This window comes from Weissella hellenica (genome assembly GCF_005405545.1).
In the GTDB taxonomy this organism is placed as follows: domain Bacteria; phylum Bacillota; class Bacilli; order Lactobacillales; family Lactobacillaceae; genus Weissella; species Weissella hellenica.
In genome coordinates, this window is sequence record NZ_BJEG01000004.1 from 74541 (window position 1) to 90528 (window position 15988).

The window sequence follows — 15988 nt, forward strand, 5'->3', positions numbered from 1 at the left end:
ATGAGTGTGGAAACGATTTTACAATTAGTGATTTCAAGTACATTGGTTTACTCAGCGCCGTTAATCTTTACTGCGCTCGGTGGAACTTTCTCAGAACGTTCAGGTATCGTTAACGTGGGACTTGAAGGAACCATGATTATGGGAGCCTTTGCCGGAGTTGTCTTTAATCTTAGCTTTGCTGATCAATTTGGAAGTGCAACACCCTGGTTGGGGCTGATTGCTGGTGCCGTTGTCGGATTGGTGTTTTCATTAATTCATGCGGTAGCAACTATTACATTGCGAGCTGATCACATTGTGTCAGGTACTGTGATGAATTTGATGGCACCTGCTTTGGGAGTTTACATTATTAAGTTGATGTATGGTAAGGGCCAAACATCAATGATTGCAGAAAACTTTGGTTATTGGAATGTTCCTGGCCTAAGTAAAATTCCGTTCATTGGACCCGTGTTGTTTACAAAAACATCATCAACCGCTTGGGTAGCAATTGCAGTTGCTTTTGTTGCTTCATGGTTGTTGTTTAAAACCCGTTTTGGATTACGTTTGCGTTCAGTAGGTGAAAATCCACAAGCATCTGATACCTTAGGATTAAATGTTTATGCTTTACGTTACTCAGGTGTTTTAATTTCAGGTATCTTAGGTGGTATTGGTGGGGCCTTGTTTGCACAATCAATTGCCGGTAATTTTTCAGCATCAACAATTGTTGGTCAAGGTTACATGTCAATGGCTGCGATGATATTTGGCCGTTGGAATCCTATTGGGGCAATGGCGGCAGCTTTGTTTTTCGGTTTCTCACAATCGATGGCTATCGTTGGGGCACAACTACCAGTTATTAATCAAATTCCAGCTGTTTATCTACAAGTTGCACCATACGTATTCACGGTGTTGATTCTAGTTATCTTCTTTGCTAAGTCAAAGGCACCAGCTGCTGATGGGGTTAATTATATTAAGTCAGTTTAATGATTGATGGTTATTTTGAACTTGGCAAAATAAAACAAAAAATATTAACTTAAATAGTTAAATTTGAAAAAGTTGGGACACAAAAAAGATGTCCTAACTTTTTTAGTTACAAATGTATTAATTATGAGCTTGTAATTTTTGTAGTATAAACAACTTCTGTCTCACTCTCCTTTCGTGCAGAAAGTTTATTGTTATAATAGAGTTAGTAATAATACACAGTTAAGAGGGTGGAAATATGATAACAACCATTGCATTAGATTTAGATAATACCTTATTAAACGCTGATAAAGAAATTTCAAATGAAAATGAACGGGTTTTAAAGCAGTTGCATCGTGATGGGAAGCGCATTGTTTTATGTACTGGCCGTCCAATTCAAGGTATCCAAAAGTTATTAAAACAACTGGCATTATTTGAATCAGGGGATTATGCGATTACTTTTAATGGTGGTTTGGTACAACATAATCAAAGTCAAGCTATCTTAGATCAGACAACTTTAAACAAAGCAAACGTTGCTGCTCTATATGCTGATGCCCAAGTCAGAAATTACCCGCTTGATGTTATTGGTCCAGATCGTGTCTATTCATTGGCGGCCTTAGGAAAATCCGATTATGAAGATTTCATGGGTGCTGCGTTGCACTTTTCAGATATCACATTTGATGAATTACCAGATAATCAAAATTTTGGTAAAGTGGTCTGTTCAGCACCAGCAGATAAAATAAAGGAAGTGCGTGCAGGGTTGCCAGCTAATTTAACGGATATGTTGCATATTGTGTCATCACGTTCTGAATTATTAGAATTTCTACCTAAAAATGTTAACAAGGCACGTGGTTTATCACAGCTGATGGCGCATTTTGATGAGTCTCTTGAAAATGTAATGGCATTTGGGGATGAAGAAAATGATTTTGAGATGATTGAACAAGTTGGTGTCGGCGTTGCAATGGGTAATGCAATTCCTAAAATTAAGCAGGTTGCTAAAGCTGAAACATTAACTAATAATGAAGATGGTGTTGCTGCATATTTGAAGAAGTATTTTAATTTAGATTAAAAAAATAGTGGGACAATAGGTTAAATCCTTTTGTCTCACTATTTTCTATATATCAGTTATTGTAAGTTTAGTTAGCTTTCAACTGCTTAACAATGTTTTCAAGGTGTACGCCGTGTGATCCCTTCAACATAACCATGTCGTTAGCAGATAAATCATTTAATAAGTCTTTTAGTAGTGTTTCTTGATCCGCGATGGCATAACGCTTGACGCTGCCAGCTGGATAAATATCACGTAGCACATCCTCTAATGGTGCGATTTCTTCTCCAACGAGATAAACACGTTGGATTTTATCAGGATCTAAACTATCAGCGACACTAGCATGTAAAGCGGCTGAAGCTTCACCGAGTTGCAACATGTCCCCGATGACAGCGAAACGCTGACCAGTAGTTGGTACTTCAGCAAAGAAATTTAAGACCTCTTTAGCTGCAGTTGGATTAGAGTTATAAACGTCAGATAGGATTTTACCGCCGAAATTACCAACTAGCCATTCAGTGCGGTTTTCAGTGATGGGGGCATTTAATAAAGCAACTGCAATTTGCTCATCGGTGACATGTAATAGATGACCAACGCTAATAGCAGCTAAAGCATTGGCGACATTGTATTTACCAGTTAATGGAATTGTGAAACGTTGCGTGCTTTGATTAGTGATGAAACTAGCTTTTAATGGTGTCATCTCAATTTCGCTAGCAAATAAATCGTTGTTGTTTGTTAAACCGAATGAATCATGATTTATAGAGGCATGTTGGACAACACGTTCATTAAGTAAGGGCTCATCACCATTAAAAACCAAATGACCATTTTCCTTCAAGCCGTTAATGATTTCCATCTTACCGTCAGCAATATGCGCACGTGTTTTAAAAAATTCAATGTGGGCTTCACCAATCATCGTTAGCAGAGCGATATCGGGTTTAACCAGCTTTGATAGAAAGTCTAAATCACCAGGGTGATCCATACCAATTTCGATAACTAATAATTCGGTGTCATTAGGCATTGATAAAATTGTTTGTGGCACCCCAATTTCATTATTGAAATTAGCTGGTGTTTTAACAGTGCGATATTTTTTTTGACCAATTGCAGCGATAAAATCTTTGGTAGTTGTTTTACCATTTGAACCAGAAACGGCGACAACTTTAGGGTTAACCTGATTAAGATAGTGGCTGGCTAATTGTTGATAGGCTGCCAAAGTATCTGGAACTATAATGATAGGCATATCCGTTGGTACATCAAGGTGGTCCGCCTGCCATAGCGCGACACTAGCACCGTTTTCTTTAGCTGAGGCAATATAGTTATGACCGTCATTGTCAGCAACCAAGGGAACAAATAAACTGTTTTGTGTTGCTTGGCGTGAATCAAAGGTTGTGTTGGTGATAAAAACATCAGCCTCATTTTGAATGGGTGCATTTAAAATTGCAGCCATTTCTTTAATGTTTAATTTCATTTTTCTTAGTCCTTTGGAAGTTTTTGTTACTTATTATTTTACTATGTTCGCAAACTGCCGGCAATCAAAGTGAATGGATGCGGATTTTGCAAGATTTTTTTTTGCGTATGGTTTATACTATTAAAGATAGTATTTAGAAATTTGGACGAGCTTGCTCGATACAAAACAAGAGGTGAAATTCATGGCCAAAGAAATCGGCGTTGATTTAGGAACGGCAAATGTGCTGATTTATGTTGATGGAGAGGGAATCATTTTAAATGAACCATCCGTGGTGGCAATTGATACGAAAACAGAAAAAATTTTAGCAGTTGGAACGGAGGCCTATCAAATGGTAGGTCGTACGCCAGGAAATATTCGAGCCGTTCGTCCATTAAAAGATGGTGTTATTTCTGATTTTGATATGACTGAAGCGATGCTGTCGCGGTTTATGTCAAAATTAAATGTTAAGGGCATCATGGCACGACCAAATATCATGGTATGTGCGCCAACTAACATCACAAGTATTGAACGTAAAGCGATTATGGGTGCTGCCGAGAAATCTGGTGGTGGTAAAGTTTATTTAGAATATGAGCCCAAGGTTGCTGCAGTCGGTGCAGGCTTAGATATTTTTTCACCCATTGCATCGATGGTTATTGATATGGGTGGTGGTACAACAGATATTGCAGTTTTGTCACTTGGCGATATTGTCACATCAGAGTCAATTCGTGTTGCTGGTGACAAAATGAACACTGATATTACAATGATGGTTAAAAATGATCATGGTTTGCAGATTGGTGAACGTACTGCTGAACAAATTAAAATCCAAATTGGGACGGCTAATCCGTTAGATGAGCCGGAAGAAATGGAGGTTCGTGGTCGTGATGCCTTTACAGGAATGCCACGAACAATTACATTGGATGCCAATGAAGTTGAGCTGGCGATGCATGATACCTTGGCGTTAATTGTTGATGCTGCTCATCGAGTATTATCACGTACTCAACCCGAATTAGCATCTGATATCATTGATCGTGGTATCGTGTTAACGGGTGGTGGTGCCTTACTACGTGGTGTTGATAGCTTAATTGCCCAACACCTAGGGGTACCTGTAATGATTTCTGACAAACCATTGGATAATGTTGCTAAAGGAGCGGGTAAGCTTCTTGCACACATGCATGCAAAATAAGGAAGGTAAAATATGGCACGTAAAAATAAACCAGTTGCTGTTGAAATAAATGAACTTGATGATAGTGTTTCTCAAATCATCATTAATAAAGTAATCTTGGGAACTGTTGATGAAAAGGATGCACCGCTTGTGGTAACTTTTGCTGATGGTCACACACAAACGGCAGATAATTTTGATAATGCAGTTGCTAGTCTGCTTGCTGAATATAATTTACATCATTAATATAATGAACCAATAAAAAGGGGGAAACATGCTTAAACGTTTTTTCTCAAAAGATGGTGGGGAAATTGATTGGTCGATCATCTTTGTTGTCATGATGTTAGCGCTGATTGGCTTGGCTTCATTGTATGTCGCAGGAACACATGATGCAGGTGTTAATGTAATTAGGATGGTTGTTTTGCAATTAGCCTATTATATTGTTGGTATCATTGGCGTTGTTATTTTGATGCAATTTGATTCAGAACAATTATGGCGAATTGCGCCATATGCCTTTGGAATCGGTATGTTGTTGATGGTAGCAGTTTTGTTCTTTTATTCGAAAGCTTATTACGATAGTACTGGTGGTAAGTGGTTTGCAATTGGACCAGTAACGTTTCAGCCAGCTGAGATAATGAAACCAGCTTTCATTATTATGCTAGCGCGTGTTATTACTGATCATAATATTGCTAATCCGACACATACAATGAAATCAGACTGGCGTTTACTATTAAAAATCATGTTGTGGACAGTGCCTGTATTGATTGTTAATGGTAGCGATTTTGGAACTAATTTAGTGTTTATTGCTGTTGTTTTTGGTATGACTTTAGTGTCTGGTCTATCATGGTTAATTCTGGGGCCAATTATTGCTTTTGTTGGGGCATTAGGTTCGGTTGCTATTTTATTAGTGACGCAAACCTGGGGTCGCCATATGCTAGAAAATATTGGGTTTAAGGCTTATCAATTTACACGTATCGATGCCTGGTTAAATCCACAAAATGATACGTCAAATGGGGCTTACCAATTGTGGCAATCAATTAAGGCGATTGGATCAGGTGGTATTACTGGTACCGGCTTTAATGTGTCACACGTCGATGTACCAGTGCGTGAATCTGATATGATTTTTTCAGTTATTGGTGAAAACTTTGGCTTTGTTGGTGGTGTGTTGTTACTTATCTTATACTTCTTGTTGATATACCAAATTATTCAAGTTGTGTTTGATTCATCTAACCAATTTTATGCTTACATTGCAACTGGTGTTGTCATGATGCTACTGTTCCATATCTTTGAAAATATCGGTATGAACATTGGTTTAGTACCATTAACAGGAATTCCATTACCGTTTATCTCGCAAGGAGGTTCGGCATTAATTGGTAATATGATTGGTATTGGCTTGATTATGTCAATGCGCTATCATAATAAATCATTCTCATTGTCCGAACGTGAAGGTTTTTCATAATAATAAGTGAGTTAAAGTGGTTGCTAGTTAAACGCTTTGACTCACTTTTCTTTTGCAATGATAGGGGCTATGTTATGATAAAAAATAATGAAAGTAATAAAGGAGTATAGTATGCTTACAATTGGATTTATTGGTTCAGGTAATATGGCTCAAGCTATGATACAAGGATGGTCTGGCAATCCTGAAGTGCAATTAACTGTATATTCACCAAATTCTGGTAAAAGAGTTGCAAAAGAGTTGGGTATTACGGCTGAAGATTCTGCAATGGCAGTCTGGTTAAAGTCAGATTTAGTAGTTTTGGCAACACCAGCAGACCAATTAGCAGCTACAGCTAAAATGTTACAACCAGCTATTTTGATGAAACCTAGTGTGATTGTAGCATCTGTTTTAGGCGGTATTTCCTTAGCACAGTTACATCAAGCGTTAGGTGAACAGTTGATTATTACGCGTGCTTTACCGAATGTTAATGTTGGTGTTAAGTATGGATATACTGCATTAGCTTTCGATAAAGATACAAATCCTGATATCAAGGGTGCGGTGGCAGCACTCTTTTTGGAATTTGGACGAACAGATGAGTTAGCTGAAGAAAAATTTGGTGCTGCTAGTGCTGTTGCTGGCTCTGGCCCAGCATTTGTGGCTGCATTTACTGAAGCGCTTAAACAAGCGGCGTTAAAAAATGGTTTAACCGAAGAAATTGCTGCGCGCCTAGCTGAACAAACAGTTGCTGGAACGGCCCGTCATATGATTGAAGCAAAAAAGACCCCATTAACGCTTGCTAATGAAGTCATGACGCCTGGTGGGTCAACGGCGGCAGGTTATGATGTTTTACAAAAGGGTAATTTAAACCAACTTGTATTGGACACAATTACTGCTACAATGGCCAAAAATGCTGAATTTGAATAAAAAATAAAAAAACACTTGCAATACATTTTTAAAAATGGTATTATTATTTATGTCGTTGAGGCAACGTAATAATAATGGCTCATTGGTCAAGCGGTTAAGACTCCGGTTTTTCACACCGGCATCCAGGGTTCAACTCCCTGATGAGCTATCAGTTAAAAGGACTAACAATAATTGTTAGTCCTTTTTTTATGCATTAGAAAGACAATCCTGTCTAGTAAAGACTATGATAAAATAGGTCATATATGATTATTAGTCATAAACGATAGGGGGATAATAAATTTATGGTAGCAGGACAACGTTTGGTAGATATATTTCAACCAACACATTATGATATTTATTTAGATATTAATCGGGCAACAAAAGACATTGCTGGTACAGTAGCAATTAAAGGGGGTGCTAAGCAGACTGAGATTTTGTTGCACCAAAAATTTATGACAGTACAACAAGTTATGATTGATGATCAAGTTGTCAGCGCAGTAGTTGATGATGATAGTGAAACAATCGCGTTTACAGCACCACATACTGGTGAAATAACGATTGTCGTTGATTACACAGCACCGTTAACTGATACGATGATGGGAATTTATCCATCGTATTATCAAATCAATGGTGAAAAGAAACAATTAATTGGCACGCAATTTGAGACGACAGCTGCTCGGCAAGCATTTCCAAGTGTTGACGAACCAGCAGCTAAGGCGACTTTTTCACTAGCGATTAAGTATGATGAACAAGTTGGCGAAACGATTATTGCCAATATGCCAGAAGAAAAAGTGGTTGATGGTGTGCATTATTTCGCTGAAACAGTTAAGATGTCAACTTATTTGGTTGCTTTTGCCTTTGGTGATATGCAAAGTAAATTGACACAAACTAATAGTGGTGTCCAAGTGGGTGTCTTTTCAACGAAAGCGCATCAAGCATCTGAATTAAATTTTGCATTAGATATTGCGAAACGTGCAATTGAATTTTTTGAAGACTATTATCAAACACCATATCCATTGCCACACTCTTGGCAGTTAGCTTTGCCTGATTTTTCGGCAGGTGCAATGGAAAACTGGGGCTTAGTAACATATCGTGAGGCATATTTGGCACTTGATGAGAACAACGCATCATTAGAAATGAAGCAACGTGTCGCAACGGTTATTGCCCATGAATTAGCCCGCCAATGGTTTGGTGATTTGGTAACGATGCAATGGTGGGATGATCTATGGTTGAACGAGAGTTTTGCTAATATGATGGAATATGTCGCAATTGATGCATTGGAACCTGACTGGCATATTTGGGAATTATTCCAAACATCAGAAGCCGCAGCAGCGTTACAGCGTGATGCGACCGATGGTGTTCAATCTGTCCATGTCCAAGTTGAAGAGCCTGCAGAAATTGATGCCATTTTCGATGGCGCAATTGTGTATGCAAAAGGATCACGCATGTTGGTCATGGTTCGTGCTTTGATTGGGGATGATGCTTTACGTCGCGGCTTGAAAGCATATTTTGAAGCTCATCAATATGGTAATGCACGTGGTGCTGACTTATGGGCCGCACTTGGTCAAGCAGCTGGAATTGATTTGACTACAATGATGAACACTTGGCTAGAACAGCCAGGCTATCCAGTATTAACAGTTGAAGTGGTTGCTGGTCAATTGCAATTAAGTCAACAACAATTCTTTATTGGGGATGGTGTTGATCAAGATCGTCAATGGCAAATCCCTTTGAATAGTAACTATACAGATGTACAAGAATTAATGGTGACAAATAAGGTGGTGCTAGGTGATTACAAGACAATGCGCCAACAGGCAGGCGCACCATTCCGCTTGAATGTTGGTAATACTGCACATTTTATTGTTAATTATGCACCGGATTTATTGCAGGAAATTTTGGCTGACATTGATAATCTAGATGCGATTACACAGTTACAACTATTACAGGATTTGCGCTTGCTCGCTGAGGGATGTCAGATTTCATATGCGGTTATTGTACCGTTGTTACGCAGCTTTGCTAACAGCCATTCGGGTGTTGTGAATACAGCACTATACCAGGTTGTTAACAATTTGAAGAAGTTCGTCATGACGGGTACAGAAGCAGAAAATCAATTGCAACAATTAGTTAATCAGTTAAGTGCTGATCAATTTACACGCTTAGGATGGCAAGGTCAGTCTGATGAAACAGTCGCTGATCAAGTAAGTCGACCGGTTATTGTAGATGCAGCCTTATATGCCAAAAATGCAGTAGCGGTTAGTTCAGCTCATGAATTAGTCGTTACAAATCGTACAGCATTGGTTGCATTACCAGCTGATGTCCGTGCAGATATTTTGGCTAATGAAGTGAAACGTTATGGTGATCGTGCTTTGTTTGATCAATTATTATCAGATTATCAAACAACAGCTGATGGTGGCTATCAACGTGATATTATGGTGGCTTTGACAAAAACTAAGGATGTTACCTTTATCAAGGAAATTATCTCTTACTTCAAAAATAGTGACGTGATTAAGCCACAAGATTTGCGTGGCTGGTACAGAGGTATTCTAAGTAATGATCAAGGGCAACAATTAGCTTGGGACTGGTTACGCGATGAATGGACATGGCTTGAAAAGACAGTTGGTGGTGATATGGAGTTTACAACATATATTACCGTGACTGCAGCTGTATTCAAGACAGGGAAAAGACTAGCCGAATTTAAAGCTTTCTTTGAACCAAAGATAGACACCCCAGGGTTAGGGCGTGAAATCACAATGGATGTGAATGTTATTGCAGGTCGTGTGGATTTGATTACTGATGAAAAAACAGCTGTGCATCAGGCAATTAGTAAAGCACTATAACTAACAAGGAGAAGTTAATATGACGCGTTTATTTGTAAGTGATTTAGATCAAACATTTTTGGATGGCAAACGTCATTTCAATAAACCACGATTTGAGGCTCTTTTAGATGATTTAGCAGCAAACGGTGATCAATTTGCGATTGCCACTGGTCGTGATGAAAAGTGGGTTAAAAATAAATTTGGCAAGCTAGCGGATCGTGTTCACCTCGTAACTGGGAATGGTGCAACATGGCGAGTTAATGGTTCTGAAATATTGCATGAACGAAATATTGATATGGCAGTGTTACCAAAATTGGAGACATTGTTATTGCGACCAGAATTTTCAGCTATCCGTGTGATTGCTTTTTCAGCTAATAATATGTATCAATTATCTGGATTAGAGGATGATACAGATGGCATTAAAGCAGATGTTACCCAAACCTATCCAAATATTATTGTTGTTGATCATTTAGCAGATATTAACGAACCATTAGTCAGTGTTACTGGCGTATTTTCATCAGCGAATGCGCAAGCGGTTATTGACGTTGTAGATAATGATCACCTACCATTACATGTGACTACCTCAGGTTACGGTACTGTAGATATTTTGGCAGCTGGCGTTAATAAAGCAACCAGTTTGGCTAAGCTGATAAGACAAATCAATATTAAACCAGCGGATTTGCTGGTCTTTGGCGATGGTATGAACGACTTAGAAATGATGCAACTGGCAGGTCAAACTTATATTATGCCAAATTCTGATGAACGGTTATTTGGTCGAGGTTACCATGTGGTTGCAAATGATAATGATCACGATGGTGTGTTAGCTGAAATCGAAAAAATCATCGCATAATAAAAAGAAAGCGAGATAAAAGTCATTTGCAGCCAGTGTGTAACTTGCATGACATGGAGGCTGCAGACTTTTGAAACGCATTTATACTGTAAAAATTTTAGACGCATAATTAATACATTTTTAACTAAAAAAGTTAGGACGTCTTCATTTGTCCTAACTTTTTTTATAGAATGTTAAGTTTGTTGACAATGACTTTTGAATAGCGTAAACTAGCCAATAATTATGGTAGCATAAGCAAGTGCTCGGAGGAGTGTAAATGGCATATTTAGAATTAAGAGATATTCAAAAATCTTATTATTTAGGTAAAGAGAAATTTCCTGTTTTAAAGGGAATTGACTTGGATTTTGAGTTAGGCGAGTTTGTCTCGATCTTAGGTGAATCCGGTGGTGGTAAGTCTACCTTGATGAATATTATTGGTGGTTTAGATCGTGAATTTGACGGTTCAGTTACGATCGAAGGAAAAACTTTAGACCATCGTTTAGAAAATCAATTAGATGCATACCGTCGGGGGACTATTGGTTATATTTATCAATCATACAACTTGATTAGTCATTTAACGGTATTGGAAAATGTGTTGGTCTCATTAGAAATGACAACACTCTCACAGACTGAAAAAACGAAACGGGCAACTGAATTGTTGCAACGAGTTGGCTTAGGTGAACAAATTCGTAAGCATCCTAATCAATTATCTGGTGGTCAAAAGCAACGTGTTGCGATTGCACGAGCATTAGCTTCAGACCCACAAGTCATTATTGCTGATGAGCCAACAGGGGCTTTGGATGCAGAGAATACAGCAGATGTTTTAGAAATTTTAAATGAAATTGCTGCAGAAGGTCGGTTAGTTATCGCGGTAACCCATTCACAAGATGTTGCTGATCATGGGACTCGGATTGTGCACTTGGCAGATGGAAAAATTGATAATAATCAACGTTTGCGTGAACCATTTGCGTTACCTGAAAATGTTGAAAGACTATCTGATCGACCATTGCCGGCAAGTTCCTCATATCGAAATGCATATAAACACCTAACCTTTAGTTTTTGGCGTAATTCATTAATTATGTTGGGAACAGCGATTGGATTATTTGCTGTTATGCTATTTTCTGGTTTGGGGAATGGTGTTAAAGCTTACATTAACGATCAAGTTAATTCATTAGCTAACCCAACGGCAATTACGGTTACACGTTATCAAGAAGATGATGGCAATGGTGGTGTTGGTCAAGCGACTGCCGGTGCAGGTGGGGTTGATATTGAGAAAACAACGATTTCAAACCAGCAAATGAAACAAATTCGTCAGACTAAAGGTGCTAAAGGTGTCCAACCAGGGTATCAATTAGCAGGCGTTAAAGGAAAGCTAGACGATAAAGATTATAACTTAGGGACCGTACAAACTTGGTCCGCAACGTATCAAAAGAAACTTGTTAAGGTAGGTCATGTGCCTGGCAAGGATGAAATTTTGGTTGATAAGAAAACTGTTGCAAAGCAATTTGATAAAAAAGATTGGCAATCAATTGTCGGTAAGCATATTAATGTGACTTGGGTGACGGTTAAAGATGACGGTCAAACACCAGTGACAATTAATAAAGATTTGAAAATTTCTGGTGTGATCGATGCTGGCCAGGCCGGAACAGCTAATGTTGTTGATGCTAAAACAGTTAAAGATGCGTATGAGCAAAATGGTGCAGCAACTAATCCATTATTTGCAACAGTTCGTGTGAAAGATGCTGATGCTGTTAAGCCGTTCCAAAAAGCAGTGCAAAACATTAAGAATAGTGATGGCAAGCGCGCATTTTCTGCGATAACAGTTGGTTCAATTCTGGATACAATAAATACGATTGTGTCATTGGCAACTAATGTGTTAGCAGCGATTGCTGCAATTTCATTAATTGTCTCAGCGTTGATGATTATTGTGACGATGTTTATGTCTGTTTCAGAACGTACTAAAGAAATTGGAATTCTACGTGCTTTGGGTGAAAGAAAAAAAGACGTTCGTCGCTTATTTACTTCAGAATCAGTATTGATTGGTTTGGCAAGTTTTGTCTTAGCAGTTGTATTGGCCTTTGTAGTAGGAGGCATATTGAATCATGCATTGTACAAAATCGCATCGTTTAATATGATTCAAATTTCACTTGGAAATATTTTGGTCACGTTAATCTTGGCCTTGATTATTTCATTCCTAGCAGCATTGTTACCTGCTCGTCGGGCAGCTAAATTAAATCCAATTGCTGCTTTGTCTGCAGATTAATTAAATCGCTGTATGTGATATACGAAAAGTGCCCAGCTATCATTTTGAAATGATAGCTGGGCATTTTTTAATATACTTGAACTATCGGGATGTGATAATTGAACTTAGTCAATGCTTTTTGTGGAAGAGATGACTAGAAAAATCGGTATAGACCGTGTAAACTTAGAGACGATTAGAAATGAATTTCAGACGGCCATCATCCGCTTGTGTCATTGAATGAATAAGGGGAATAATCATGAGTAAAGTATTAACACACGCAACTATTTATACAGGAAATGATAATCAACCGATACTAAAAGATGCTTATATACGGTTTGATAAGCAGATTGAGGCGATTGGCACGATGGCAGAATTAATAATTAGTGCGAATGATCAAATTATTCGCGCTGATCGTCAAGTGATTGTGCCTGGCTTCATTGATGTGCATACACATGGTGCATATGGATTTGACACAATGGACGGTAATGCTCAGGATGTCGTCAATATGGTTCATGGACAAATTTCAGAGGGAATTACATCCGTTTTTCCAACGACGATGACCCAATCTGTAGAAAATATTTCAAATGCAATGGTGGCAATTAATGAAGCTGCTAACCAAGAACCCGCTATTGTGGGGGTTCATTTGGAAGGACCTTTTATTAATCCTCATTTTAAGGGTGCACAACCAGAACAACATATTATTGCGCCTAGTCAAGAATTAGTGCAAAAATGGCATGAATTATCAGGTAATCGTGTGCGTCTGATTACTTATGCACCAGAACAAGCAGCAAATGTCGCTGATTTTGAAAACTATTTAGCTGAACATAATATTATTGGTTCAATTGGGCATTCCAATGCAACGCGCGAATTTTTACAGCAATATTCAAAAGCTAGCCATATAACACATTTGTATAATGCACAACGGCCAATGGCACATCGTGAACCAGGTGTGACGGGGCATGCGATGTTAGAGGATAATATTCGAACAGAGTTGATTGTTGACGGGTTCCATGTGTATCCTGATATGGTTAACCTTGCTTACAAATTAAAGTCAGCAAAGCGAATTGATTTGATTACAGATTCGATGCGTGCTAAAGGACTAGGTGATGGTGAGTCTGAACTAGGTGGTCAAAAGGTTTGGGTTAAAGATAAGCAAGCCCGGTTAGCTGATGGTACCTTAGCAGGATCGGTATTGGAGTTCGATGATGCATTCCGAAATATGATGGCCTTTACAGGTGCGACAGTCCATGAAGCAATTCAAATGGCGTCAGTTAATCAAGCTGTTGAATTTGGGTTAACGACTAAAGGTACCTTAGCGGTTGGTAAGGATGCTGATTTAAATATCTTTAGTGCTGATTTTTCTGAATTAACGGCAACTTATAGTATGGGACGCCGTTTTTCCAAACAAGACGGTGTTCAAATAAAGGAGTAAAGAAGATGGGTTCTCCGGTATATATTCAAATTCATGATGAGATTCATGAAGCAATTGATGCAGGTCGTTGGGTTCCAGGTGATCGGATTCCTGCAGAACGAGAATTGGCTGATCAGTTTGGTGTTTCACGAATGACGTTACGTCAAGCAATTATGCTATTAGTTGATGAGGGTATTTTAGAGCGCCGGGTTGGTTCAGGAACTTTTGTATCAGAACAAAAGGTACAGGAGCATTTAAATGGCATTACGTCATTTACTGATTTAATGGCAGATGCTGGTAAACAAGCAACCTCTAAGGCCGTTAGTTTCCATATTGGTCGTGCATCAAATTCTGAACAAGAACAGTTATTGTTAAATGAAAATGATCGAGTGCTCCGTATGGAACGTGTGCGGTATGGGGATGGTGAACCGATTGCATTTGAGGTGGCAGCGATTCCTGAATCATTAGTGACAGGATTATCACGCCAAGCATTGACGGATTCATTATATCGTACGTTAGCTAAAGAACGTGGCTTGAAAATTGGTCGAGCAAAACAGGTTGTGACAGCAGCAGCAGTTAAAGAGCGGGTATCCGAGTATTTAGCCATTAAACGTGGTGACCCTGTTTTGGTATTGCGACAAATCACTTACGATGCAAAAGATGTGCCATTTGAATATGTGCAAACGCAGTATGTTGGGTCACGTTTTGAGTTTTACATGGAAAAATCATAAGCACTAAAGTAACTAATCCTTGTGTATTATTCAGTAATTTGATAAAATGTTTGAAGTGTTGAAAACTGCAGCGGGTTGTCCGCAAGCTCGTCAACAATTTACCGACCCGTTTCAGTAATGGCGGAGAACACACCAGTAACTGCGCTGCAGCAGCGAACGTTTGGGTAAATTGCACGAATGTGAGGCAACTCTCTAGAATTCAACAAAATAAAAATTCTGGAGGACATTTTAATATGTCACGTTATACTGGTCCTAAGTACCGTTTGTCACGTCGTCTAGGCGTTTCATTGTCAAGTACTGGAAAAGAACTTGCTCGTCGTAACTACGCACCTGGTGATCACGGTGCCGGACGTCGTTCAAAGCCATCTGATTATGGTATTCAATTAGCTGAAAAGCAAAAGGTTCGTTTTACTTACGGTTTGACTGAACGTCAATTCCACAACTTGTTCTTGAAGGCAGGTAAGGTTCGTAAGGGTACTCACGGTGATAACTTTATGTCATTGCTAGAGCGTCGTTTGGACAACCTTGTTTACCGTCTAGGTTTGGCAACTACTCGCCAACAAGCACGTCAACTTGTAAACCACGGCCACGTTTTGGTTGATGGTAAGCGTGTTGATATTCCTTCATACGAAGTTAGTGTTGGACAAGAAATTTCAATTCGTGAGAAGTCACAAAAGAATGTTTACATCCAAGCTGCTGTTGAAGCACAAGCTGGAACTCTACCATTCGTTGAGTTTGATAAGGATGCATTAAAGGGAACTTTGGTTCGCGAACCAGAGCGTGCTGAATTGGATCACGAGTACAACGAATCACTAATCGTTGAGTACTACAACCGTATTGGATAATTTTAATTATTACATCGGTATGTGGTTTAACGATACAAAAAAGCTAAGACATTTGTCTTGGCTTTTTTTGTATATCAGGTAATATGTAAAATAAAAAGTTAAAAAATGTTAAAGAACAACAAATAAACACTAAACCGTATTAAAAAACAACATGAATGGTGCGTCACGTGGTACGCTAAGCATATTAGAATTCCCGAA

At 38.7% G+C, this 15988-nt stretch carries 13 protein-coding genes and 1 tRNA gene; 13 read left to right on the forward strand and 1 reads right to left on the reverse strand.

Features of this window, described 5'->3' with window-relative positions; translation table 11 throughout:
- Positions 1–957, forward strand: coding sequence for an ABC transporter permease (locus FFM61_RS03665; RefSeq protein ID WP_074427296.1), 957 nt, complete (start codon positions 1–3; stop codon positions 955–957).
- A gap of 235 nt (positions 958–1192) precedes the next feature.
- Positions 1193–2002, forward strand: a complete 810-nt coding sequence (locus FFM61_RS03670; RefSeq protein ID WP_074427297.1) for a Cof-type HAD-IIB family hydrolase — start codon at positions 1193–1195, stop codon at positions 2000–2002.
- Between the two features lie 67 nt (positions 2003–2069).
- Here FFM61_RS03670 and FFM61_RS03675 read toward each other — a convergent pair whose 3' ends face one another.
- Positions 2070–3440 carry a UDP-N-acetylmuramoyl-tripeptide--D-alanyl-D-alanine ligase gene (locus FFM61_RS03675; protein ID WP_074427298.1) on the reverse strand — a complete coding sequence of 457 codons (1371 nt, stop codon included), beginning with the start codon at positions 3438–3440 and terminating at the stop codon, positions 2070–2072.
- A gap of 181 nt (positions 3441–3621) precedes the next feature.
- On the opposite strand from FFM61_RS03675, the gene FFM61_RS03680 reads away from it, so the two are divergent.
- The 11 genes from FFM61_RS03680 (at position 3622) to rpsD (ending at position 15790) form a co-directional block, all read left to right on the forward strand.
- Positions 3622–4602 carry a rod shape-determining protein gene (locus FFM61_RS03680; RefSeq protein ID WP_074427299.1) on the forward strand — a complete coding sequence of 327 codons (981 nt, stop codon included), beginning with the start codon at positions 3622–3624 and terminating at the stop codon, positions 4600–4602.
- 12 nt (positions 4603–4614) lie between these two features.
- A complete protein-coding gene (locus tag FFM61_RS03685) occupies positions 4615–4824 on the forward strand; it encodes a DUF2969 family protein (protein WP_074427300.1) in 210 nt (69 codons plus the stop codon).
- Positions 4825–4852: 28 nt separating this feature from the next.
- Entirely contained in the window at positions 4853–6037 is a 1185-nt protein-coding gene (locus FFM61_RS03690) for an FtsW/RodA/SpoVE family cell cycle protein (RefSeq protein WP_074427301.1), read from the forward strand.
- A 111-nt stretch (positions 6038–6148) separates the two neighbouring features.
- Entirely contained in the window at positions 6149–6940 is a 792-nt protein-coding gene (locus FFM61_RS03695; RefSeq protein ID WP_074427302.1) for a pyrroline-5-carboxylate reductase family protein, read from the forward strand.
- Positions 6941–7016: 76 nt separating this feature from the next.
- Positions 7017–7088 (forward strand) — tRNA-Glu (locus tag FFM61_RS03700).
- Between the two features lie 133 nt (positions 7089–7221).
- Positions 7222–9753: a M1 family metallopeptidase gene (locus tag FFM61_RS03705; protein WP_074427303.1), complete on the forward strand. Its 2532-nt coding sequence runs from the start codon at positions 7222–7224 to the stop codon at positions 9751–9753.
- 19 nt (positions 9754–9772) lie between these two features.
- A complete protein-coding gene (locus FFM61_RS03710; RefSeq protein WP_074427304.1) occupies positions 9773–10582 on the forward strand; it encodes an HAD family hydrolase in 810 nt (269 codons plus the stop codon).
- 256 nt (positions 10583–10838) lie between these two features.
- Entirely contained in the window at positions 10839–12824 is a 1986-nt protein-coding gene (locus FFM61_RS03715) for an ABC transporter ATP-binding protein/permease (protein WP_074427305.1), read from the forward strand.
- A 235-nt stretch (positions 12825–13059) separates the two neighbouring features.
- Positions 13060–14235 (forward strand): N-acetylglucosamine-6-phosphate deacetylase, encoded by a 1176-nt coding sequence (gene nagA, locus FFM61_RS03720; RefSeq protein WP_074427306.1) that lies wholly within the window; start codon positions 13060–13062, stop codon positions 14233–14235.
- A gap of 5 nt (positions 14236–14240) precedes the next feature.
- Positions 14241–14945, forward strand: a complete 705-nt coding sequence (locus FFM61_RS03725) for a GntR family transcriptional regulator (RefSeq protein ID WP_074427307.1) — start codon at positions 14241–14243, stop codon at positions 14943–14945.
- Positions 14946–15178: 233 nt separating this feature from the next.
- Complete coding sequence (gene rpsD, locus FFM61_RS03730; RefSeq protein ID WP_074427308.1) at positions 15179–15790, forward strand: 30S ribosomal protein S4; 612 nt, start codon at positions 15179–15181, stop codon at positions 15788–15790.
- Positions 15791–15988: the final 198 nt, after the last annotated feature.